This is a genomic window from Streptomyces sp. NPDC048182 (assembly GCF_043202555.1).
GTDB lineage: Bacteria > Actinomycetota > Actinomycetes > Streptomycetales > Streptomycetaceae > Streptomyces.
Genome location: NZ_JBIDAQ010000012.1, coordinates 169,453 through 190,738 on the forward strand (window position 1 = coordinate 169,453; position 21,286 = coordinate 190,738).

A 21,286-nucleotide genomic window follows, 5' to 3' on the forward strand; every position below is an offset into this window, starting at 1 on the left:
CGGGGACGGGCCGGTGCGGAACGAAGAGCGTGACACACGGGAACTGCCGTCCGAGGACGCACGCGCCGCGGACGAGTCCCGGCGCGTGGCGGACGGCACCGACGGCATCCCCGAGCAGGCCCGGCCGCATCCGCAGGACGACGCCTCCCGGGTTCCCCCGGAGACCGCCGTCCCGGGCGAGGGGCCGCGGACCGCGGGGAGCCCCGTACGGCCCGCCCGCGCCGACGCGCGGGCTCGGGAAAGGGCGACGGGCGAGGCGATGAGCGAGCACGAGCGACACTCCGAGGACACGGCCCCCGGCGCGCGTGCCGCGCAGACCGCGCGGCACGACGGGCAGGACCGCAGCGGGGCGCGGATCATGTTCACCGAGCTGCGCGCGCTGACCAAGGACAGCCCGGAGTACGCGGAGCTGCGCAATCAGCTGGTCCGCATGCACCTGCCGCTCGTGGAGCACCTCGCCCGCCGCTTCCGCAACCGCGGCGAGCCGCTGGACGACCTCACCCAGGTCGCCACCATCGGGTTGATCAAGTCGGTCGACCGCTTCGACCCGGACCGCGGTGTGGAGTTCTCCACGTACGCGACCCCGACGGTCGTCGGCGAGATCAAGCGGCACTTCCGCGACAAGGGTTGGGCGGTGCGCGTGCCGCGCCGCCTGCAGGAGCTGCGCCTCGCCCTGACCACGGCCACCGCGGAGCTGTCCCAGCTGCACGGCCGCTCCCCCACGGTCCACGAGCTGGCCGAGAAGCTGGCGATCTCGGAGGAGGAGGTCCTGGAGGGCCTGGAGTCCGCCAACGCGTACTCGACGCTGTCCCTGGACGTCCCGGACACCGACGACGAGTCCCCGGCGGTCGCCGACACCCTGGGCGCCGAGGACGAGGCGCTGGAGGGCGTGGAGTACCGGGAGTCGCTCAAGCCGCTCCTGGAGGACCTGCCGCCGCGGGAGAAGCGGATCCTGCTGCTGCGCTTCTTCGGCAACATGACCCAGTCGCAGATCGCGCAGGAGGTCGGCATCTCGCAGATGCACGTCTCCCGGCTGCTGGCCCGCACGCTGGCGCAGCTGCGGGAGAAGCTCCTGGTGGAGGAGTAGGCACCCAGGGCGGCGGCCCGGGTCAGCCCTGCTTCTCGGCGCCGCCGGGCCCGCGGATCCCGAGGGCCCGGGCGGTGGCCGGGTTCACCAGCAGCACCAGCGCCGTGACGGCCACCACGCCGAGGACGATCCCGGCCGGGATGGCCACGCTGTCCGCCTGGAGCAGGTTGTAGGCCACGGGCAGGGCCAGGACCTGCGTGATCACCGCGGGGCCCCGGCTCCAGCCGCGCCGGGCGAGGAGCCCGCGGGCGGCGAGCAGCGGCAGCAGGGCGAGGACGATCAGGGTGACGCCGCCGGTGAGGGCCTGGGTCCGGTCGTCGGGCCGGCCGGTGAGGCCGCCCACCACCATCCACACGCCGCCGGCGACGAGTGCCAGCCCCTCCAGCGCGGCGAGCGCGGCGGCGGCGGTCAGCCGACCGGGACGGGGGCCCGCCGGGTCGGCGGCCTCGGCTTCGGGGGCGGGGGTCTGCTCACTGCTCACCCCTGCAGGGTAGTCCGTCCGGATCCTCCGCTCGGCGCGGTCCGCCCCCGGTCCGGATCATCCCCTCGGTCTGGGAGGAGTACCGCCCAGTAGGTACCCTGCAACCCATGCGTGCACTTCTCGTGGTCAACCCGGCGGCAACCACCACGAGCGCGCGCACGCGCGACGTGCTGATCCACGCCCTGGCGAGCGAGATGAAGCTGGAGGCGGTCACCACCGAGTACCGCGGGCACGCGCGCGACCTCGGCCGGCAGGCGGCGCAGAGCGAGGACATCGACCTGGTGGTCGCCCTCGGCGGCGACGGCACGGTGAACGAGGTCGCCAACGGCCTGCTGCACGCCGGCCCCGCCCCCGAGCACCTGCCCGGTCTCGCGGTCGTCCCCGGGGGTTCCACCAACGTCTTCGCGCGGGCCCTCGGGCTGCCGAACCAGCCGGTGGAGGCGACCGGCGTCCTCCTCGACGCGCTGCGCGAGGGCCGCGAGCGGACCGTCGGCCTGGGACTGGCCTCGGGAACGCCGGGCACGGAGGACGAGGGGGTGCCGGCCCGCTGGTTCACCTTCAACGCCGGCCTGGGGTTCGACGCGGGCGTGGTCGGCCGGGTCGAACAGCATCGCGAGCGGGGCAGGAAGTCCACCCACGCGCTCTACGTGCGCCAGGTGGTGCGCCAGCTCATCGGCGAGCCGCACCGCCGCAGCGGCACCATCACCCTGGAGCGGGCCGGCGAGGAGCCGATCACCGACCTGGTGCTCTCCATAGTCGCGAACACCTCGCCCTGGACGTTCCTCGGCAACCGCCCGATCTACGCGTCGCCCGAGGCGTCGTTCGACACCGGCCTCGACGTGTTCGGCCTGCACCGCCTGTCCACGGCCGCCGTGGCCCGGTACGGCACGCAATTGCTCACTTCGTCCCCGGAGCGCGGCCCCCGGGGCCGGCACGCGGTCTCGCTGCACGATCTGACGGAGTTCACCTTGCATTCGAAGGTCCCGCTGCCCCTTCAGATGGACGGTGACCACCTGGGGCTGCGAACCAGCGTGACGTTCACAGGCGTACGCCGTGCACTGCGTGTGATTGTGTGAGCAGAAGTAGCTAAAGTCCTTTCACTCGAACGTTTAGACCAGCATCCACCCCATGGAAGTACGGCTGTGACCTAGTCGACACCGAAGAATCAAAAAGAATCTTCGGGAAGGGGTTGTGCCCGCCGCTGAGGTTTGCGAGTCTTTACGTGGCGGTCGGGACGGCTCGCAACACCAGTCTCCGCAGGCCGCCAGAATCCCTTCTCAAACCAAGGACCACGCCGGGAAGTCGGCTGTAGGCCCTTCCCTTGTTGAGGGATTCGTGAAAGCGTTCACATTCACAAGCAACCTGCACGTAATACCAAGGAGAGGTAGCAGCCATGGACTGGCGTCACCGCGCCGTTTGCCGCGAGGAAGACCCCGAGCTCTTCTTCCCCATCGGCAACACCGGTCCTGCGCTGCTGCAGATCGAGGAAGCCAAGGCCGTCTGCCGTCGCTGCCCGGTGATGGAGCAGTGTCTGCAGTGGGCGCTCGAGTCCGGCCAGGACTCCGGCGTCTGGGGTGGTCTCAGCGAGGACGAGCGCCGCGCGATGAAGCGCCGTGCCGCCCGCAACCGGGCCCGTCAGGCGTCCGCCTGACCGTTCCACCCCTGCTGACAGCCTGAGCTTGGCGGCGCGTACAGCGAGTACGCATCCCCCGCACCCGAGCCGCAGCGCGCAGTACCCCCGATGCGCATAGCACGAGTGAGGCGCCCCGGACCTTTCGGTCCGGGGCGCCTTGCTGTGCCCGTACGCCGGTCCGGACGGCGGTTACTTCTCCCCCGCCACCGGGATGTCCAGGATCACCCGGGTGCCCCGCTCCGGCGCCGGCACCATGTCGAAGGCGCCGCCCAACTCGCCCTCGACCAGGGTGCGGACGATCTGGAGGCCGAGGTTGCCCGAGCGGTGCGGGTCGAAGCCCTCGGGCAGGCCGACCCCGTCGTCCTGCACCGTGACCAGGAGCCGGGCCTCCTTCGAGGTGCCGCCGCGGACCGCGGAGACCTCGACGGTGCCGGTGTCGCCCTCGCGGAAGCCGTGCTCCAGGGCGTTCTGGAGGACCTCGGTCAGCACCATGGACAGGGGCGTGGCGACCTCGGCGTCCAGGATGCCGAAGCGGCCGGTGCGCCGGCCGGTGACCTTGCCCGGCGAGATCTCCGCCACCATCGCCAGGACGCGGTCGGCGATGTCGTCGAACTCCACGCGCTCGTCCAGGTTCTGGGACAGCGTCTCGTGCACGATCGCGATCGAGCCCACCCGGCGCACGGCCTCCTCGAGCGCCTCGCGCCCCTTGTCGGAGCCGATGCGCCGGGCCTGGAGCCGCAACAGGGCGGCCACCGTCTGGAGGTTGTTCTTCACCCGGTGGTGGATCTCCCGGATGGTCGCGTCCTTGGTGATCAACTCCCGCTCGCGGCGGCGCAGTTCCGTCACGTCCCGCAGCAGGACCAGCGCGCCGATGTGGGTGCCCTTGGGCTTGAGCGGGATGGCACGGAACTGGATGACCCCGTCGTGCGCCTCGATCTCGAACTCCCGCGGCGCCCACCCGCTGGCCACCTTCGCCAGCGCCTCGTCCACCGGGCCCCGGGACGGGGCGAGTTCGGCGGTGGTCCGGCCCAGGTGATGGCCGACCAGGTCGGCGGCGAGGCCCATCCGGTGGTACGCCGACAGGGCGTTGGGCGAGGCGTACTGGACGATGCCGTCCCCGTCGACCCGGATCAGGCCGTCGCCCGCCCGGGGCGAGGCGTCCATGTCGACCTGCTGGTTCTCGAACGGGAAGGCGCCCGCCGCGATCATCTGCGCGAGGTCGGAGGCGCTCTGGAGGTAGGTGAGTTCCAGGCGGCTCGGGGTGCGCACGGTGAGCAGGTTGGTGTTGCGCGCGATGACGCCGAGGACCCGCCCCTGGCGGCGCACCGGGATCGACTCGACGCGGACCGGCACCTCCTCGCGCCACTCCGGGTCGCCCTCGCGCACGATGCGGCCCTCGTCCAGGGCGGCGTCGAGCATGGGGCGCCGGCCGCGCGGGACGAGGTGGCCGACCATGTCGTCCTGGTAGGAGGTGGGGCCGGTGTTGGGGCGCATCTGGGCGACGGAGACGTAGCGGGTGCCGTCGCGGGTGGGCACCCACAGGACCAGGTCGGCGAAGGAGAGGTCGGAGAGGAGCTGCCACTCCGAGACCAGCAGGTGGAGCCACTCGAGGTCGGAGTCGTCGAGGGCGGTGTGCTGGCGTACGAGTTCGTTCATGGAGGGCACGGGGCCGAGCGTACCCGGCGCGGGACCGGCACCGGCGCGGCGGGCGCGGGGGCCGGAGAGACCCGCCGGGGGCCGAAGACACCCGCGGGCCGCGGCGCCTGGGAGGGACCCTCAACCCTCCCGGCACCGCAGCCCGGAGCAATTCCGGCCGCGGGGTGTGCGGTCCCGTCGGCCGAACGATGAGGACCCGGGGCAGTCAGGGCAGAGAGCCTCGGTTCCTCCGTCCGCCCTCCTGTGCGGGGAAGGCGGAAGCGTGGTGTTCACCTCGCATGCGCGCCGCTGGCGCCATTCTGGACTAGACCAGTTCGCATGTCCATGCGGCGGAGTCTCCCGGCTGCCGCACGTACCGGCAGAAGCCTAACCCTGATGGCTCACGAGCGGGGCCAGACCGCCAGGGCGATTTCCACGAGCGCCTCCAGCTCCGTCCGGCTCGCGCCGTCGCGCGCCTGCTGGGACACGCCCTGGATGACCGCGCCGGTATGCCGGGCCAGGGCCGACGCGTCGGTGCCGGGTGGCAGCTCGCCGGCGGCCACGCCGGCCGCGATGCGGTCGCGGATCGCGGCGATGTTGGCGTTGCGCCGCTGCCGCAGCCCGTCCTCGACCTCGGGGGTGGAGCAGTTGGCGCCGGCGTGGATGACGAGGCAGCCGGGCGGGCGGCCGGGGACCGTGTACTCCGCGGCCGCCTCGCGCAGCATCCGCCGCACGGCCGCGAAGGCGGTCGGCTCCTCCTCCAGCGCGCGCTGCCCGAAGGCGCCGTAGCGCGCGCCGTACACCTGGACGACCTCCTCGAACAGGGAGCGCTTGTCGCCGAAGGCGGCGTAGAGGCTCGGTGCGCCGATGTCCATGGCCCGGGTGAGGTCGGCGACGGAGGTGGCCTCGTAGCCGTGCTCCCAGAAGGCCAGCAGGGCCTTCTCCAGGGCGGTCTCGCGGTCGAAGGACCGGGGCCGGCCCCGGGTCCGGCCCGGCTTGCCCGCTGTGACCTGCGCGCTTCCACTCTCCGCACTACTCATGAAGAGATTTTATAGCGAGCACTAGAGAAATGTCGCCACCGTGGGGTACGGTCCTTTCTGTAGCGATCGCTAGACATATACGAAGGGGGCACCGCCATGGGCGTACTGACGGGCAGGACGGCTCTGGTCACCGGGGCGAGCAGGGGCATCGGGCGAGGGATCGCCGAGCGGCTCGGCCGCGACGGGGCGCGGGTCGCGGTGCACTACGGGAGCAACGAGGCGGCGGCGAGAGAGGTGGTGGCCGCGATCGAGACGGCGGGCGGCTCGGCGTTCGCGATCGGCGCCGACCTGGTCTCCCCCGGCGCCGCGCAGGCCGTGTGGGCGGAGTTCGACCGGCACGCGGACGGCCTGGACATCCTGGTGAACAATGCCGCCATCGGCGCCTCCGCGCCGATCGGGGGGATCACGGAAGAGGAGCTGGACGCGGTCTTCACGGTGAATGTGAAGGCTCCCTTCCAGCTCGTCCAGCAGGGCATAGGCCGGCTCCGCGACGGCGGCCGGATCATCAACATCTCCTCGGGCCTCGCCCGCACCGCGCTGATGCCGGACCTCATGGCCTACGCGATGACCAAGGGCGCACTCGACGTGTTCTCGCGCGACCTGTCCAAGGTGCTGGGCCCTCGCGGTATCACGGTGAACTCGGTGGCCCCGGGCATCATCGACACCGACAACACCGCCGAGCTGCTGTACGGCGAGGAGGGCGGCTGGGAGCGGGCCGCGTCCCTGTCGGCGCTGCGCGGGGTGGGTTCGCCGGCCGAGGTCGCCGACGTGGTCGCCTTCCTCGCCTCGAACGGGGGCCGGTGGGTCACGGGCAGCTGGGTGGACGCGACGGGAGGTTCCCTGACCTGAGGCCCCGGACGGCCCGTCCACTTATCGCGCCACGAGGGTCCCGCTCTGTTAGATTGGTCTAAACCATATAGCCAGTGCCGGGCCCGGTCCCCGGGCGCCGCCCTCTCATCGAAACGGCAGGCCAGCGTGGAAGTTGTCATCGTTCCCGATGCCAAGGCGGGCGGCGAGCTCATAGCCGAGGCCATGGCCCAGCTGCTCCGTCGCAAGCCCGACGCCCTGCTGGGCGTGGCCACCGGCTCGACGCCGCTGCCGGTGTACGAGGCGCTGTCGGCGAAGGTGCGCACGGGGGCCGTGGACGCCGGCCGGGCCCGGATAGCCCAGCTCGACGAGTACGTGGGCCTGCCCGCCGAGCACCCGGAGTCCTACCGCTCGGTGCTGCGCCGGGAGGTGCTGGAACCGCTGGGCATCGGCATGGACGCCTTCCTCGGCCCGGACGGCACCGCCGCGGACGTGCAGGCGGCGTGCGCGGAGTACGACCGGGCGCTGGGCGAGGCCGGCGGGGTGGACCTCCAGCTCCTCGGCATCGGGACGGACGGGCACATCGGGTTCAACGAGCCGTGCTCCTCGCTGGCCTCCCGGACCCGGATCAAGACGCTGACCGAGCAGACCCGGGTCGACAACGCCCGCTTCTTCGAGGGCGACATCGAGCAGGTGCCGCACCACGTCATCACGCAGGGCATCGGCACCATCCTGGAGGCCCGCCACCTGGTGCTGCTGGCCACCGGGGAGGGCAAGGCGGACGCGGTCGCGGCGAGCGTCGAGGGCCCGGTCGCGGCGGTGTGCCCGGCCTCCGCGCTCCAGCTGCACCCGCACGCCACGGTCGTGGTCGACGAGGCCGCGGCGAGCAAGCTGAAGCTCGCCGACTACTTCCGGCACACCTTCGCCCACAAGCCCGAGTGGCAGGGCATCTGACCGACCCGGACCGCCGGGGCACGACGTCCCGGCGGCCACGAGCGACGCCGAAGGCGCCGCCCCACCGCATCGGTGGGGCGGCGCCTTCGGCGAATCGAGGTGTCAGCCGGCCGTGATGGCCTCCGCCGCCGCCCGCCCGCAGACGCGCGCCGCGCCATGGGTGGCGACGTGCAGGGCGCCGCGGGGCTCGGCGCGGGGCACGCCCATCTCGACCACGACCGTGTCGGGGCGGGCCTTGAGCAGGGTGTCGAGGGTGGCGCCCATCCAGGGGTGGCGGTGCTCGTCGCGGACGACGGCCACGACGGGGCGCGACCCGGCCGCGGCCAGCACCTCCTCGCCGGCGTCCGTCCCCGACCAGCTGCCGGTCTCCGTGCCGGGCAGCAGCCGGGACAGCTCGGCGGCGACGCCCCACGGCGTCTCGTCACCGACCGCGATGTTCGCGACCGGGGTGAGCGCGGCGACGTAGGGCGCCTCGGTGAGCGGCGTGAAGTCCGCGGCGCCGGTGACGCGCAGGGCGCGGCGGGCGGCGGTGAGGCCCACGTCGCCGTCGGCCCGGCCCGCCGCGCGGGCGTCCGCGCGCTCGGCGGTCCAGCGGGCCAGGGTGCGCACGCGCTCCGCGGCGTCGGCGAGGCGTTCCTCGGCCAGCTCACCGGCGTGCACGGCGGCGACCAGGGCGGCCGACAACTGGAGGACCGTCTCCTCGTCGGCGAGCCCGCCGCCCACGCAGATGGCGTCGGCGCCGGCCGCGATGGCGAGGACGCTGCCCCGCTCGATGCCGTAGGTGCCGGCGATGGCCTGCATCTCCATGCCGTCGGTGACGATGAGGCCGTCGTAGCCCAGTTCGCCGCGGAGCAGCTCGGTGAGCACCCGGGGGGACAACGTTGCCGGGTGGGCCGGGTCCAGGGCCGGGACCAGGATGTGGGCGCTCATCACCGCGCGGCTGCCGGCGGCGATGGCGGCGCGGAAGGGGGCGAGGTCGCGGGCGGCCAGCACCTCCGCGTCGACGTCGATGCGGGGCATGGCGTGGTGGGAGTCGACGGCCGTGTCGCCGTGGCCGGGGAAGTGCTTGGTGCAGGCCGCCACGCCGGCCGACTGGAGGCCGGTGACGTAGGCGGCGGTGTGCCGGGCGACCAGGCCGGTGTCGGCGCCGAAGGAGCGCACGCCGATGACCGGGTTGTCGGGGTTGGAGTTGACGTCGGCGGAGGGCGCCCAGTTGAGGTTGACGCCGCAGGCGGCGAGGCGGCGGCCCAGTTCGGCGGCGACCTCGCGGGTCAGGTCGGTGTCGTCGACCGCGCCGAGGGCGAGGTTGCCGGGGAAGGAGGAGCCGGTGCGCACCTCGAGGCGGGTGACGTCGCCGCCCTCCTCGTCGATGGCGACCAGCACGTCCTCGCGCTCGGCGCGCAGCCGCGCGGTGAGCGCCGCGACCTGCTCGGGCGTCTCGACGTTGCGCCCGAAGAGGCCGACGGAGGCCAGGCCCTCGCCGAGGCGGCGCAGCAGCCAGTCGGGCGGGGTGGTGCCAGTGAAGCCGGGCTGGAGGACGGTGAGCGCGTCGCGGGTGAGCGCGTCGCCGCGGCCGTGGGAGGCGGTGGTGGTGCCGGCGGTGGTCGTCATCGGGCGTTATCCCTTCACGGCGCCGTCGGTCAGTCCGCTGACGGCCCGGCGCTGGAGGAAGACGAAGAGGATGAGGATCGGGATGGCGAAGAGGGTCGACGCCGCCATGGTGGCACCCCAGTCGTCGCCGAACACGGTCTGGAACTTGGTCAGCCACAGCGGCAGGGTCTGCGACTCGGCCTCCTTGTTGACCACCAGGACCATGGGGTACTCGTTCCAGGCGGTGATGAAGCCGAACATCGAGGTCGACATCAGGCCCGGGGCGAGCAGCGGCAGGATGACCCGGCGGAACGCCTGGGCGCGGGTGCAGCCGTCGACCATGGCGGACTCCTCCAGCTCCTTGGGCACCGCGGCGACGAAGCCGCGCAGCGTCAGGATGGTGAAGGGCAGGATCATCACCGTGTAGAAGAGGGTCAGCGGCACCAGGCTGTTCAGCATGGAGGCGTCCCGCACGATCATGTAGATCGCGATGATCATGACTTCCCAGGGCGCCATCTGGGCCAGCATGAAGCCGATGATGAACCCGCGCCGCCCCTTGAACCGCATCCGCGCCAGGGCGAAGGAGCCGACCAGCGCGATGAGCAGGGAGAACACGACGGCCAGGAGCGTGACGGTGAGCGAGTTGAGGACGAGCCTGCCGAAGTGGTCCGCGTCCAGAGCCGTCGTGAAGTGCTCGAGCGTGGCATGGGTCGGGAACCAGACCGGGTCGTCCGCGAGGATGTCGCCGGTCGGCTTGAAGGCCGTGGCGAACATCCAGTACACGGGGAAGACGAAGCCGATGAACAGGACGACGGCCGTGACGTTGGGCCACAGGCGGCCGAAGAGCGAGCGCTTCACAGCTCGTCCTCCTCTTGCTTGAGCACGATCCGGAGGTAGTACGCGGTCAGGCCGAGCATGATCAGGATGGTCAGGACGGCGATCGCGGCGCCCCGGCCGAAGTGCTGGTTGCCCATGCCCTCGACGTAGGCGTAGACGGGCAGGATCTCGGTCAGCCGGTCGGGGCCGCCCGCGTTGAAGGTGTAGACCTGCACGAACGCCTTGAAGATCCAGATGATCTCCAGGAAGGTCGTCGCGTAGAGGAACGGGCGCAGGAACGGCAGGGTGACGTTGGTGAAGCTGCGCCACCCGCCGGCGCCGTCGAGGGACGCGGCCTCGTACAGCTCCTTGGGAATGGTGGTGGTCGCGGCGTAGAGGTTGATCGCCACGAAGGGGACCGACATCCACACGATGAGCAGGGTGATGATGGCGAAGGTCGACAGCTGGTTGCTGGTCCAGCTGTAGTCGGCCATGGAATGCCAGCCGAGCTTGTCGAGGACCCAGTTGACGACACCGAACCGGGTGGCGAACAGCCACTGGTAGACGGTGGTCGCGGCGATCACGGGCATGGCCCAGGCCAGCACCAGGCCGATCAGCAGCAGCAGCCGCATCCGCTTGCCCAGGCGGGCGAGCAGCAGGCCGACCAGGGAGCCCACGAGCATGGTCAGGACGACGTTGACGGCCGTGAAGATGACCGAGCGGAGGGTGACCCGCCAGAAGTCCTCGCTCTTCAGCGTCTCCGTGTAGTTGTCGACGCCGTTCCACTCGGTGAGGTGCTGGATGAACTGGCCCATGTTGAGGTTCTGGAAGGACAGCACCACGTCCTTCACCAGCGGCCAGCCGAGCAGCAGCAGGGTGGCCGCCACGGCGGGCAGCAGCAAGAGGTACGGGACGAGCGCGCCGGCGCGCGACGCGGCTCCCGGTTTCGGCCCGCCGGTCGCGGGGGCGTCCGTCTTGCGGACGTCCGCCGGGCCCGAGGGCGGCAGTTCGGTCTGCACGGTCATGCTCGCGCTCTCTCTTCTCGACCTACGTCGACCGCGTGTCGACCCGCATGCGGCCGCCGGGACGGGGCTCCCCCTCGGGTGCCCCGCCCCGGCGGAACCGCCGTTACTGCTGCTGCGCCAGGCGCTTGTTGAACTCGCCCTCGACCTGCTTGGCGGCCTCGGCCGGGCTCTTGCCGTTGAGCACGGCGGTCAGGTACGTCTTGATCGGGTTGGGCGCGTTCTCGACCGCGGCCCACTCCGGGATCAGCGGCGTGGTGCCACCGCCCGCGACGGCCGGCGCGGCGGCCTCGGCCGGCGCGTTGCCCTTCAGGTTGGTCTGCAGCGACTCCTTGTTCGGGATGACGCCGTTGAGCTTGGCCAGCTGGCCCTCGTACTTGTCGGACAGGGCCAGCTTCAGGAACTCCTTGGCCAGCTCCTGCTTCTTGCTGCCCGCGGCGACGGCCAGGTTGGAGCCGCCGAGGAAGACGCCCTCGGGCTTGTCGGCGGTGGCGCCGGGGATGGTGAAGTAGCCGATCTGCTTCTCGATGGCCGGGTTGGCCTTGATCGCGATGCCGGCTTCCCAGCCCATGCCGATGAAGGCGCCGGTCTTGCCCTTGGCGAAGACCTCACCCTGCTGCGGGGTGGCCTCGTCCTTGTCCTTGGGCGCCTTGGAGAGGGCCTGGAACTTCTTGTAGGTCTCCGTCGCGGCGGCGACCTTCGGGTCGTCCAGGTTGGAGACGTACTTGTCGCCGTCCTTCTTGACCAGCTCGGCGCCCTCGCCGATCGCGAGACCGACGAAGTGGTACCAGTTCTGACCGGGCAGGTAGATCGGCTCGTTGCCGGTCTTGTCACCGATCTTCTTGAGGTCGTTGTAGAACTCGTCGCGGGTCTTGGGGAGGGTCTTGATCCCCGCGTCCGCCCAGATCTTCTTGTTGTAGAGGACCACGCGGTTGGCGAAGTACCAGGGGGCGCCGTACTGCTTGCCCTCGTAGACGGACGACTTGTTCAGCGACTCGGTCCAGTCGCCGCCGATCTCGGACTTGAGGTCGGCCAGGTCCGCGAGGCCACCGGTCTTGGCGTAGGCGGGCGTCTGGGTGTTGCCGATCTCGAAGACGTCCGGGGGGTTCTCCTCGGACAGCGCGGTGGTCAGCTTCTGCTGGATGCCGTTCCACTGCTGGACCTCGAACTTGACCTTGGCCTTGGTCTTCGCCGTGAACTCGGCGCCCAGGTCCTTCTGCCACTGGTCCGGCGAGGAGCCGTCCATCACCCAGACGGTGAGCGTCTGACCGGCGTAACCGTCGGCGCCGGCCTTGTCGCCCTTGTCGCTGTCGCCGTCGTCGCCCCCGCACGCCGCGATCGAGACCATCATGCCCGCGATACCGATCGCGGCAATAAGCTTGCGCTTCACGCCACCCTCCTCAGGGATGCCACAAAACCCCCCTGGCTCCCCGCGGTTGCCGCTCGGCACGTACCGTCCATGGGGCCGGGACCTGGACCAATGGTGTAGACCAGTACCGGGAGCTTGGCCCAGACCAATAGGGCTGTCAAGGGTGTTCCACCGGGCTCATCGCGTCCGTGATGTGACCGAGATATGCAGGGACCTTTCATTCCGCAACCGGCAGATCGGGCGCCGCCGCGCGAGGTGTACCACCACCCCCGTGTCGACCTGCCGGTACGCCTTCGTACGCGGGTACCAGCGGTGACGAACGGCGCTGTGGACTAGACCAACGGGGGTCCCCCGGGTATACAGAGGGGATCACGGAGCGTGCGGGGCGACCCCGCGGGCGGCCGTGCCACGATGTGAGCCGTGGCCGACAAGCGCTGTCGGCCGCTTCGGCACCCGGAGCCGGGAAGGCAGAGCATGAGCACCGACGTCAGCAGTGCGGAGAACGAGGGCGCGGCGGCCGTCCGTACCGCGCGCGTGCCCAAGTACTACCGGCTGAAGAAGCACCTGCTCGACATGACCCGGACCCAGACGCCCGGCACGCCCGTCCCGCCCGAGCGCACCCTGGCCGCCGAGTTCGACACCTCCCGCACCACCGTGCGCCAGGCCCTGCAGGAACTGGTCGTCGAGGGCCGCCTGGAGCGCATCCAGGGCAAGGGCACCTTCGTCGCCAAGCCCAAGGTCTCGCAGGCCCTGCAACTGACCTCCTACACCGAGGACATGCGCGCCCAGGGCCTCGAACCCACCTCGCAGCTCCTGGACATCGGCTACATCACCGCCGACGACCGCCTCGCCGAGCTGCTCGACATCACGGCCGGCGGCCGGGTGCTGCGCATCGAACGGCTGCGGATGGCCAATGGCGAGCCGATGGCGATCGAGACGACCCATCTGTCCGCCAAGCGCTTCCCGGCCCTGCGCCGCTCCCTGGTGAAGTACACCTCCCTCTACACCGCGCTCGCCGAGGTCTACGACGTCCACCTCGCCGAGGCCGAGGAGACCATCGAGACCTCGCTGGCCACCCCGCGCGAGGCCGGCCTGCTCGGCACCGACGTGGGCCTGCCGATGCTGATGCTCTCCCGGCACTCGCGGGACCGCTCGGGCGAGCCGGTGGAGTGGGTCCGGTCGGTGTACCGGGGCGACCGCTACAAGTTCACGGCCAGGCTGAAGCGCCCGCAGGACTGACCCGGGCCCGCAGCCGGTCCGCGCCCGCCGCACGTTGCGGTTGGGGACCGATATGCGGACAGGGGCTTCCGCCGACCTTACGCGTCACCTACATTGCCTGCGCATTACAGGTGATCAGCGAGGGGACGGAGCCGCCGCATGTCAGAACCCCGAGAACCCGAACCCGGCCCGGGCACCGGCCCGGTGGTGACGCCCGTGCGCGTCGTCATCGGCCTCCTCCTCGTCGCGCCGTTCGTCGCCATGCTCTGGGTCGGCTCGTACGCGAAGACCGACCCGGCCTTCATCGGCATCCCGTTCTTCTACTGGTACCAGATGGCCTGGGTGCTGATCTCCACCGCGCTGACGGTGATCGCGTACCAGCTGTGGCAGCGTGACCAGCGCGGTCGGCGCGCTCACCGGGAAGGCGGGGCGGCCAAGTGAACGACGGCGTCAACGGCATGGCACTCGCCGTCTTCATCTTCTTCTTCGTCCTCGTCACCGCCATGGGCTTCCTGGCCGCGCGCTGGCGCAAGGCGGAGAACGAGCACAGCCTGGACGAGTGGGGCCTGGGCGGCCGCTCGTTCGGCACCTGGATCACCTGGTTCCTGCTCGGCGGCGACCTGTACACCGCGTACACCTTCGTGGCCGTCCCGGCGGCGATCTACGCGGCGGGCGCGTCCGGCTTCTTCGCGGTGCCGTACACGATCCTGGTCTACCCGCTGATCTTCACCTTCCTGCCCCGCCTCTGGTCGGTCTCGCACAAGCACGGCTACGTGACGACGTCGGACTTCGTGCGCGGCCGGTTCGGCTCGAAGGGACTGTCGCTGGCCGTCGCGGTCACCGGCATCCTGGCGACGATGCCGTACATCGCGCTCCAGCTGGTCGGCATCCAGGCCGTCCTGGACGTGATGGGCGTGGGCGGCGGGGAGGACACCAACTGGTTCGTCAAGGACCTGCCGCTGCTGATCGCCTTCGGCGTGCTGGCGGCGTACACCTACTCCTCCGGGCTGCGGGCGCCGGCGCTGATCGCCTTCGTGAAGGACGCGCTGATCTACATCGTCATCGCGGTGGCGATCATCTACATCCCGATCAAGCTCGGCGGCTTCGACGACATCTTCGCCAAGGCCGGCGACGCGTTCAGCCAGACCAACCCGGCCACCGGCAAACCGCGCGGCGCGCTCGCGCCACCCGAGGCGGGCCAGTGGACGTACGCCACCCTGGCGCTCGGCTCGGCGCTCGCGCTCTTCATGTACCCGCACTCGATCACCGCGACGCTCTCCTCGCGCAGCCGCGAGGTGATCCGGCGCAACACCACGATCCTGCCGCTGTACTCGCTGATGCTGGGCCTGCTGGCGCTGCTCGGCTTCATGGCGATCGCGGCCGGGGTCAAGGTGCAGAACGGGCAGCTGGCGATCCCGCAGCTGTTCGAGGACATGTTCCCGGACTGGTTCGCGGGCGTGGCCTTCGCGGCGATCGGCATCGGCGCGCTGGTGCCGGCGGCGATCATGTCGATCGCGGCGGCGAACCTGTTCACCCGCAACATCTACAAGGACTTCATCAGGCCGGACGCGACGCCCAAGGAGGAGACCCGGGTCTCCAAGCTGGTCTCGCTCCTGGTGAAGGTGGGCGCGCTGGTCTTCGTCCTGACCATGGACAAGACGGTCGCGATCAACTTCCAGCTGCTCGGCGGCATCTGGATCCTGCAGACCTTCCCGGCCCTGGTCGGCGGCCTGTTCACGCGCTGGTTCCACCGCTGGGCGCTGCTGGCCGGCTGGGCGGTCGGCATGGTCTACGGCACGGCGGCGGCGTACGGCGTGGCGTCCCCGACGCAGAAGCACTTCGGCGGCTCCGCGAAGGAGATCCCCGGCATCGGCGAGATCGGCTACATCGGCCTCACCGCCTTCGCGCTGAACGTCCTGGTCACCGTCGTCCTCACGGTCGTCCTGCGCGCCGTGAAGGCCCCCGACGGCGTTGACGAGACCCAGCCGTCCGACTACACGGCCGACGCGGGCGACCCGGGCGTCGAGACCGAACTGCCGCCGGCCACGGCGGGCACGTCGCACTGAGCGCGCCCGGGGGCGGGCCGTCGGGGAAATCCGGCGGCCCGCCCTCGCGTGTCCGGGGCACACTCGCCCCCATGGACCTCCTCATCCGCCCCGCCGCCCCCACCGAGTACGCCACCCTCGGCGAGATCACCGCGCACGCGTACCTCCAGGACGGCCTGCTCGACTTCGGCGAGGACGACGCCTACCTCGGCGAGCTGCGGGACGTCGCGAAGCGGGCCGCGGACGCCGAGGTGCTGGTCGCGGCGGCCGACGGCCGGGTGCTCGGCGGCGTCGCCTTCGTGCCCTCCGGCGGCCCCATGGCCGACATCGCCGGGCCCGGCGAGGCCGAGATCCGCATGCTCGCCGTCGCCCACGAGGCCCGGGGCCGCGGGGTGGGCGAGGCCCTCGTGCGGGCCTGTGTCGAACGGGCGCGGGCCGTCGAGGGCTGCCGGGGCGTCGTGCTGTCCACCCAGCGGGCCATGCGCGGCGCCCATCGCCTCTACGAGCGCCTCGGCTTCCGCCGCTCACCCGAGCGGGACTGGAACCCGCTGCCGGAGCACCTCGACCTCACGCTGCTCACCTACGAGCTGACGCTCTGAAGCCGACGCCCCCGGGCCGACGCGACACAACATCTGGGGGCGCTCACCCCACCCGGCACAAGATGTATGCTCGTGCTCGCTGTCGCCGCAGGGGAATCCGGTGCGAATCCGGAACTGTCCCGCAACGGTGTACATGGGTGCGTTCGCGCACCATGGCCAGTCCGAGGACCTGCCGACAGTGCGCCCGGCCGCCGGCCGGGAGCCTGACGTCCGGGCCTCGTGGAGTGGGCCGGTGGACGCGCGGCGCCGTGCGCGCCCGTGGCCTCCCCCTGCCCTCCGCCAGGCCCCTGCCGAGCGAGGGAGTGCCCCACGTGACCATCGCGCCAGCCGGTCCGGCCGCAGCGATCGCGGCGACCGAGGAACCCGACGGACCCGGAACCGCCCTGCTGCGGACCCTGACCGGGCTCACCGCGGACCTCCCCGACGCCGACCCCGGCCGGGTCGCCGCCGCCGCGCTGCGCGGCCGGTCCGCCCGCGCGGACGAGGCGGAGCTGCGGGAGCTGGCGACGGAGGCCGCCGCGGGGCTGATCTCCGAGGACCCGGCCTACTCCCGCCTGGCCGCCCGCCTGCTGACCATCGGCATCCGCGCCGAGGCCGCCTCGCAGGGCGTCACGACGTTCACCGAGTCCGTCGCCGTGGGCCATCGCGAGGGCCTGATCGCCGACCGCACCGCCGACTTCGCCCGGCTGCACGCGGCCCGCCTGGACGCCCTCGTCGACCCGGCCGGCGACGACCGCTTCGGCTACTTCGGGCTGCGCACCCTCTACAGCCGCTACCTCCTGCGCCACCCGATCACCCGCAAGGTCATCGAGACGCCGCAGCACTTCCTGCTCCGCGTCGCCGCGGGCCTCGCCGAGGACGACACCGCGCGCGCGGTGGACGAGGTCGCCTCGCTGTACGCGCTGATGAGCCGCCTGGACTACCTCCCGTCCTCCCCCACCCTCTTCAACTCCGGCACCCGGCACCCCCAGATGTCGTCCTGCTACCTCCTGGACTCCCCCAAGGACGAGCTGGACTCCATCTACGACCGCTACCACCAGGTCGCCCGCCTCTCCAAGCACGCCGGCGGCATCGGCCTGCCCTACTCCCGCATCCGCGCCCGCGGTTCGCTGATCCGCGGCACCAACGGGCACTCCAACGGCATCGTCCCGTTCCTGAAGACCCTGGACGCCTCCGTGGCCGCGGTGAACCAGGGCGGCCGGCGCAAGGGCGCCGCCGCGATCTACCTGGAGACCTGGCACTCCGACATCGAGGAGTTCCTGGAGCTGCGGGACAACACCGGCGAGGACGCCCGGCGCACCCACAACCTGAACCTCGCGCACTGGGTGCCGGACGAGTTCATGCGCCGGGTCGGCGACGACGGCACCTGGTCGCTGTTCTCCCCCTCCGACGTGCCCGAGCTGGTCGACCTGTGGGGCGCGGAGTTCGACGCCGCCTACCGCAGGGCCGAGGCCGCGGGGCTGGCCCGCAAGACGCTGCCCGCCCGCGAGCTGTACGGCCGGATGATGCGGGCGCTGGCGCAGACCGGCAACGGCTGGATGACCTTCAAGGACGCCGCCAACCGCACCGCCAACCAGACGGCGGAGCCGGGTCACGTCATCCACTCCTCGAACCTCTGCACGGAGATCCTGGAGGTCACGAACGACGGCGAGACCGCGGTCTGCAACCTCGGCTCGGTCAACCTCGGCGCCTTCGTCACCCGCGAGGGCACGCGCACCGGCGACGGCATCGACTGGGAGCGCCTGGACGCGGCCGTCCGCACCGCCGTGACCTTCCTGGACCGGGTCGTCGACATCAACTTCTACCCGACCGAGCAGGCCGGCCGCTCCAACGCCAAGTGGCGCCCGGTGGGCCTGGGCGCGATGGGCCTCCAGGACGTCTTCTTCCAGCTCCGGCTCCCCTTCGACTCCCCCGAGGCGAAGGCGCTCTCCACCCGGATCGCCGAGCGCATCATGCTCGCCGCCTACGAGGCGTCCGCCGACCTCGCCGAGCGCAACGGCCCGCTGCCGGCCTGGGAGAAGACCCGTACCGCGCGGGGCGTGCTGCACCCCGACCACTACGACGTGGAGCTGACCTGGCCGGAGCGCTGGACGGCGCTGCGCGCCCGGATCGCCGCCGTCGGCATGCGCAACTCCCTGCTCCTCGCGATCGCGCCGACCGCGACGATCGCGTCCATCGCGGGCGTCTACGAGTGCATCGAGCCGCAGGTCTCCAACCTGTTCAAGCGCGAGACGCTGTCCGGCGAGTTCCTCCAGGTCAACTCCTACCTGGTGGACGAGCTGAAGGCGCTCGGCGTCTGGGACGCCCGCACCCGCGAGGCGCTGCGCGAGGCCAACGGCTCGGTGCAGGGCTTCGCCTGGATCCCCGAGGACGTGCGCCGGCTCTACCGCACCGCCTGGGAGATCCCGCAGCGCGGCCTGATCGACATGGCCGCCGCCCGTACCGCCTTCCTCGACCAGGCGCAGTCGCTGAACCTGTTCCTGGAGACGCCGACCATCGGCAAGCTCTCCTCGATGTACGCCTACGCCTGGAAGTCCGGGCTGAAGACGACGTACTACCTGCGCTCGCGTCCCGCCACCCGGATCGCCCGCGCCGCCGGCGGCCAGGCTGCCGCCGAAAGGTCCGAGAAGCCGATCCCCGCCCAGCAGGCCGCCGACCCCGAGGCGGTCGCCTGCTCCCTGGAAAACCCCGAGTCCTGCGAGGCCTGCCAGTAATGACCACCGAGACGACCGCCGCGACGACCGCCGCGACCTCCAAGAACCTGCTCGACCCGGGCTTCGAGCTGACGCTGCGCCCGATGCGCTACCCGGACTTCTACGAGCGCTACCGGGACGCCATCAAGAACACCTGGACCGTGGAGGAGGTCGACCTCCACTCGGACGTGGCCGACCTCGCCAAGCTGAGCCCGGCCGAGCAGCACCTGATCGGCCGCCTGGTGGCCTTCTTCGCCACCGGCGACTCGATCGTCGCCAACAACCTGGTGCTCACCCTCTACAAGCACATCAACTCCCCGGAGGCCCGGCTGTACCTGAGCCGGCAGCTCTTCGAGGAGGCCGTGCACGTCCAGTTCTACCTGACCCTCCTCGACACCTACCTGCCCGATCCGGAGGACCGGAACGCCGCGTTCGCCGCGGTGGAGAACATCCCCTCGATCCGCGAGAAGGCCGAGTTCTGCTTCAAGTGGATGGACTCGGTCGAGTCGATCGACCGCCTGGAGTCCCGGGCCGACCGGCGCCGCTTCCTGCTGAACCTCATCTGCTTCGCCGCGTGCATCGAGGGCCTGTTCTTCTACGGCGCCTTCGCCTACGTCTACTGGTTCCGCAGCCGGGGCCTGCTGCACGGCCTGGCGACCGGCACCAACTGGGTGTTCCGCGACGAGACCATGCACATGTCCTTCGCCTTCGACGTGGTCGACACCGTCCGCAAGGAGGAGCCGGACCTCTTCGACGACGCGCTGCACCAGCAGGTCGCCGACATGCTGGAGGAGGCCGTCGAGGCCGAGCTGCAGTTCGCGCGCGACCTGTGCGGTGACGGCCTCCCCGGCATGAACACCGACTCGATGCGGCAGTACCTCCAGTGCGTGGCCGACCAGCGTCTGACGCGGCTCGGCTTCGCCCCGAGGTACGGCTCCGAGAACCCGTTCTCCTTCATGGAGCTGCAGGGGGTTCAGGAGTTGACCAACTTCTTCGAGCGGCGCCCGTCGGCGTACCAGGTGGCGGTGGAGGGCACCGTCGACCTGGACGAGGACTTCTGAGCCTCGGCGTTCTCGCGGGCTCGCCGGGCCTCCTTGATCTGGCGGGCCATGCGCCGGTCGCGCAGCACGCCCAGGAGCGAGGGCAGGGTGATGAGGAGCAGGAGGCCGAAGGTCACGGCCATTCCGATCAGGGCTTCTGTCTGGTCTGCGGTCATGGACACCACTGTCCTCCGCGAGACACCTGTCCGTGAGTGGCAGGACTGCCGCAGGGCCTCGATTTCCTGCCACTCACGCGGCACACTGGAGGCATGTTGCAGAACGTGGCCGCCGTCCTGCTCGACGGCGTGCACCCCTTCGAACTGGGCGTCGTCTGCGAGGTCTTCGGCATCGACCGGAGCGACGACGGACTGCCGGTGTACGACTTCGCGGTGGTCTCCGCCGAGGGCCCAAGGCTCGGCACGCACGTCGGCGGCCTGTCCGTCTCCACGCCCTACGGCCTCGACCGGCTGGAGGAGGCGGACCTGGTCGCCGTGCCGGCCGGCAGCGACTACGGCCGCCGGGACTACCCGCCGGAGCTGCTCGACGCCCTGCGGCGGGCGGTGAACCGGGGGGCGCGGGTGCTGAGCGTGTGCTCCGGCGTGTTCCTCCTCGGCGCCGCCGGGCTGCTCGACGGGCGGCGCTGCGCGGTGCACTGGCACCACGCGGCCGCCCTGGCCCGGATGTACCCGCGGGCCAGCGTCGAACAGGACGTCCTCTACGTGGACGAGGACCCGGTGATCACCTCCGCGGGCACCGCCGCCGGCATCGACGCCTGCCTGCACATCGTGCGCAAGGAGCAGGGCCCGGAGGTCGCCAACAAGATCGCCCGGCGCATGGTGGTGCCGCCGCACCGCGACGGCGGGCAGGCGCAGTACATCGAACGGCCGCTGCCCCGCTCCACCTGCGACACCGTCGGCGAGACGCTGGCCTGGATGGAGCAGCACCTCGACGAGGAGGTCACCGTCGAGCAGCTCGCGGCCCGCGCCCTGATGTCCCCGCGCACCTTCGCCCGCCGCTTCCAGCAGGAGACGGGCACCACGCCCTACCGCTGGATCCTGCGCCAGCGGGTGCTGCTGGCGCAGGAGCTCCTGGAGGCGACGGACGAGACGATGGACGCCATCGCCTGGCGCACCGGCTTCGGCACGGCGGCGGCCCTCAGGCACCAGTTCGTCCGGGCCCTGGGCACCACCCCGCACGCCTACCGGCGCACCTTCCGGGGCCCCGAGGCAGCCCGCCCCGGGGCCGCCGCCTGACGCC

The 21,286-nt window shown here is 71.4% G+C and carries 20 protein-coding genes and 1 riboswitch; of the genes, 12 read left to right on the forward strand and 8 right to left on the reverse strand.

Features of this window, described 5'->3' with window-relative positions:
• Nucleotides 1–13: 13 nt before the first annotated feature.
• A complete protein-coding gene (locus ACGFZL_RS23245; RefSeq protein WP_393694333.1) occupies nt 14–1,087 on the forward strand; it encodes an RNA polymerase sigma factor SigF in 1,074 nt (357 codons plus the stop codon).
• A gap of 22 nt (nt 1,088–1,109) precedes the next feature.
• Here the strand turns inward: ACGFZL_RS23245 and ACGFZL_RS23250 are convergent, their stop codons facing one another.
• Complete coding sequence (locus ACGFZL_RS23250; protein ID WP_393694335.1) at nt 1,110–1,568, reverse strand: hypothetical protein; 459 nt, start codon at nt 1,566–1,568, stop codon at nt 1,110–1,112.
• Nucleotides 1,569–1,675: 107 nt separating this feature from the next.
• On the opposite strand from ACGFZL_RS23250, the gene ACGFZL_RS23255 reads away from it, so the two are divergent.
• Both ACGFZL_RS23255 and ACGFZL_RS23260 read left to right on the forward strand, forming a co-directional pair.
• Entirely contained in the window at nt 1,676–2,644 is a 969-nt protein-coding gene (locus ACGFZL_RS23255; RefSeq protein WP_393694337.1) for a diacylglycerol/lipid kinase family protein, read from the forward strand.
• Nucleotides 2,645–2,961: 317 nt separating this feature from the next.
• Nucleotides 2,962–3,219 carry a WhiB family transcriptional regulator gene (locus ACGFZL_RS23260; RefSeq protein ID WP_003973730.1) on the forward strand — a complete coding sequence of 86 codons (258 nt, stop codon included), beginning with the start codon at nt 2,962–2,964 and terminating at the stop codon, nt 3,217–3,219.
• A 171-nt stretch (nt 3,220–3,390) separates the two neighbouring features.
• On the opposite strand, the gene ACGFZL_RS23265 is transcribed toward ACGFZL_RS23260, so the two are convergent.
• Together ACGFZL_RS23265 and ACGFZL_RS23270 are read right to left on the reverse strand one after the other, a co-directional pair.
• Complete coding sequence (locus tag ACGFZL_RS23265; protein ID WP_355169972.1) at nt 3,391–4,857, reverse strand: PAS domain-containing sensor histidine kinase; 1,467 nt, start codon at nt 4,855–4,857, stop codon at nt 3,391–3,393.
• 380 nt (nt 4,858–5,237) lie between these two features.
• Nucleotides 5,238–5,876, reverse strand: coding sequence for a TetR/AcrR family transcriptional regulator (locus ACGFZL_RS23270; protein WP_393694339.1), 639 nt, complete (start codon nt 5,874–5,876; stop codon nt 5,238–5,240).
• 96 nt (nt 5,877–5,972) lie between these two features.
• Here ACGFZL_RS23270 and ACGFZL_RS23275 point away from each other — a divergent pair, with 96 nt between their 5' ends.
• Together ACGFZL_RS23275 and nagB are read left to right on the forward strand one after the other, a co-directional pair.
• Nucleotides 5,973–6,725 carry an SDR family oxidoreductase gene (locus tag ACGFZL_RS23275; RefSeq protein ID WP_393694341.1) on the forward strand — a complete coding sequence of 251 codons (753 nt, stop codon included), beginning with the start codon at nt 5,973–5,975 and terminating at the stop codon, nt 6,723–6,725.
• Nucleotides 6,726–6,851: 126 nt separating this feature from the next.
• Entirely contained in the window at nt 6,852–7,637 is a 786-nt protein-coding gene (nagB, locus tag ACGFZL_RS23280) for a glucosamine-6-phosphate deaminase (RefSeq protein WP_393694343.1), read from the forward strand.
• A gap of 102 nt (nt 7,638–7,739) precedes the next feature.
• Here the strand turns inward: nagB and ACGFZL_RS23285 are convergent, their stop codons facing one another.
• The 4 genes from ACGFZL_RS23285 to ACGFZL_RS23300 form a co-directional block, all read right to left on the reverse strand.
• Complete coding sequence (locus tag ACGFZL_RS23285; RefSeq protein WP_393694345.1) at nt 7,740–9,248, reverse strand: glycoside hydrolase family 3 protein; 1,509 nt, start codon at nt 9,246–9,248, stop codon at nt 7,740–7,742.
• Between the two features lie 6 nt (nt 9,249–9,254).
• Nucleotides 9,255–10,085 carry a carbohydrate ABC transporter permease gene (locus ACGFZL_RS23290; protein WP_393694347.1) on the reverse strand — a complete coding sequence of 277 codons (831 nt, stop codon included), beginning with the start codon at nt 10,083–10,085 and terminating at the stop codon, nt 9,255–9,257.
• Complete coding sequence (locus tag ACGFZL_RS23295; protein ID WP_393694349.1) at nt 10,082–11,068, reverse strand: carbohydrate ABC transporter permease; 987 nt, start codon at nt 11,066–11,068, stop codon at nt 10,082–10,084. Before ACGFZL_RS23295 ends, ACGFZL_RS23290 begins: the two co-directional genes overlap by 4 nt.
• A 103-nt stretch (nt 11,069–11,171) precedes the next feature.
• On the reverse strand, nt 11,172–12,455 hold the full coding sequence (locus ACGFZL_RS23300; protein WP_355169632.1) for an extracellular solute-binding protein: 1,284 nt from the start codon (nt 12,453–12,455) through the stop codon (nt 11,172–11,174).
• 453 nt (nt 12,456–12,908) lie between these two features.
• On the opposite strand from ACGFZL_RS23300, the gene ACGFZL_RS23305 reads away from it, so the two are divergent.
• The 6 genes from ACGFZL_RS23305 to ACGFZL_RS23330 all read left to right on the forward strand — a co-directional run bounded on the left by ACGFZL_RS23305 (nt 12,909) and on the right by ACGFZL_RS23330 (nt 20,050).
• Complete coding sequence (locus ACGFZL_RS23305) at nt 12,909–13,673, forward strand: GntR family transcriptional regulator (protein WP_393694351.1); 765 nt, start codon at nt 12,909–12,911, stop codon at nt 13,671–13,673.
• 138 nt (nt 13,674–13,811) lie between these two features.
• Nucleotides 13,812–14,093 (forward strand): DUF3311 domain-containing protein, encoded by a 282-nt coding sequence (locus tag ACGFZL_RS23310; protein WP_355169628.1) that lies wholly within the window; start codon nt 13,812–13,814, stop codon nt 14,091–14,093.
• Complete coding sequence (gene mctP, locus ACGFZL_RS23315) at nt 14,090–15,718, forward strand: monocarboxylate uptake permease MctP (RefSeq protein ID WP_393694353.1); 1,629 nt, start codon at nt 14,090–14,092, stop codon at nt 15,716–15,718. The genes ACGFZL_RS23310 and mctP overlap by 4 nt, the downstream gene beginning before the upstream one ends.
• Before the next feature lie 71 nt (nt 15,719–15,789).
• The gene (locus ACGFZL_RS23320) at nt 15,790–16,296 is read left to right on the forward strand and encodes a GNAT family N-acetyltransferase (RefSeq protein ID WP_393694355.1); all 507 of its coding nucleotides are present in this window, start codon (nt 15,790–15,792) and stop codon (nt 16,294–16,296) included.
• Nucleotides 16,297–16,345: 49 nt separating this feature from the next.
• Nucleotides 16,346–16,488, forward strand: a riboswitch (cobalamin riboswitch).
• A 119-nt stretch (nt 16,489–16,607) separates the two neighbouring features.
• Nucleotides 16,608–19,010, forward strand: a complete 2,403-nt coding sequence (locus ACGFZL_RS23325; RefSeq protein ID WP_393694357.1) for a ribonucleoside-diphosphate reductase subunit alpha — start codon at nt 16,608–16,610, stop codon at nt 19,008–19,010.
• Nucleotides 19,010–20,050 carry a ribonucleotide-diphosphate reductase subunit beta gene (locus tag ACGFZL_RS23330; protein WP_393694359.1) on the forward strand — a complete coding sequence of 347 codons (1,041 nt, stop codon included), beginning with the start codon at nt 19,010–19,012 and terminating at the stop codon, nt 20,048–20,050. Before ACGFZL_RS23325 ends, ACGFZL_RS23330 begins: the two co-directional genes overlap by 1 nt.
• Here the strand turns inward: ACGFZL_RS23330 and ACGFZL_RS23335 are convergent.
• Nucleotides 19,963–20,205 (reverse strand): hypothetical protein, encoded by a 243-nt coding sequence (locus ACGFZL_RS23335; RefSeq protein WP_393694361.1) that lies wholly within the window; start codon nt 20,203–20,205, stop codon nt 19,963–19,965. The genes ACGFZL_RS23330 and ACGFZL_RS23335 overlap by 88 nt on opposite strands.
• Nucleotides 20,206–20,298: 93 nt before the next feature.
• Between ACGFZL_RS23335 and ACGFZL_RS23340 the strand changes: the two genes are divergently transcribed.
• Complete coding sequence (locus tag ACGFZL_RS23340) at nt 20,299–21,282, forward strand: GlxA family transcriptional regulator (protein ID WP_393694363.1); 984 nt, start codon at nt 20,299–20,301, stop codon at nt 21,280–21,282.
• Nucleotides 21,283–21,286: the final 4 nt, after the last annotated feature.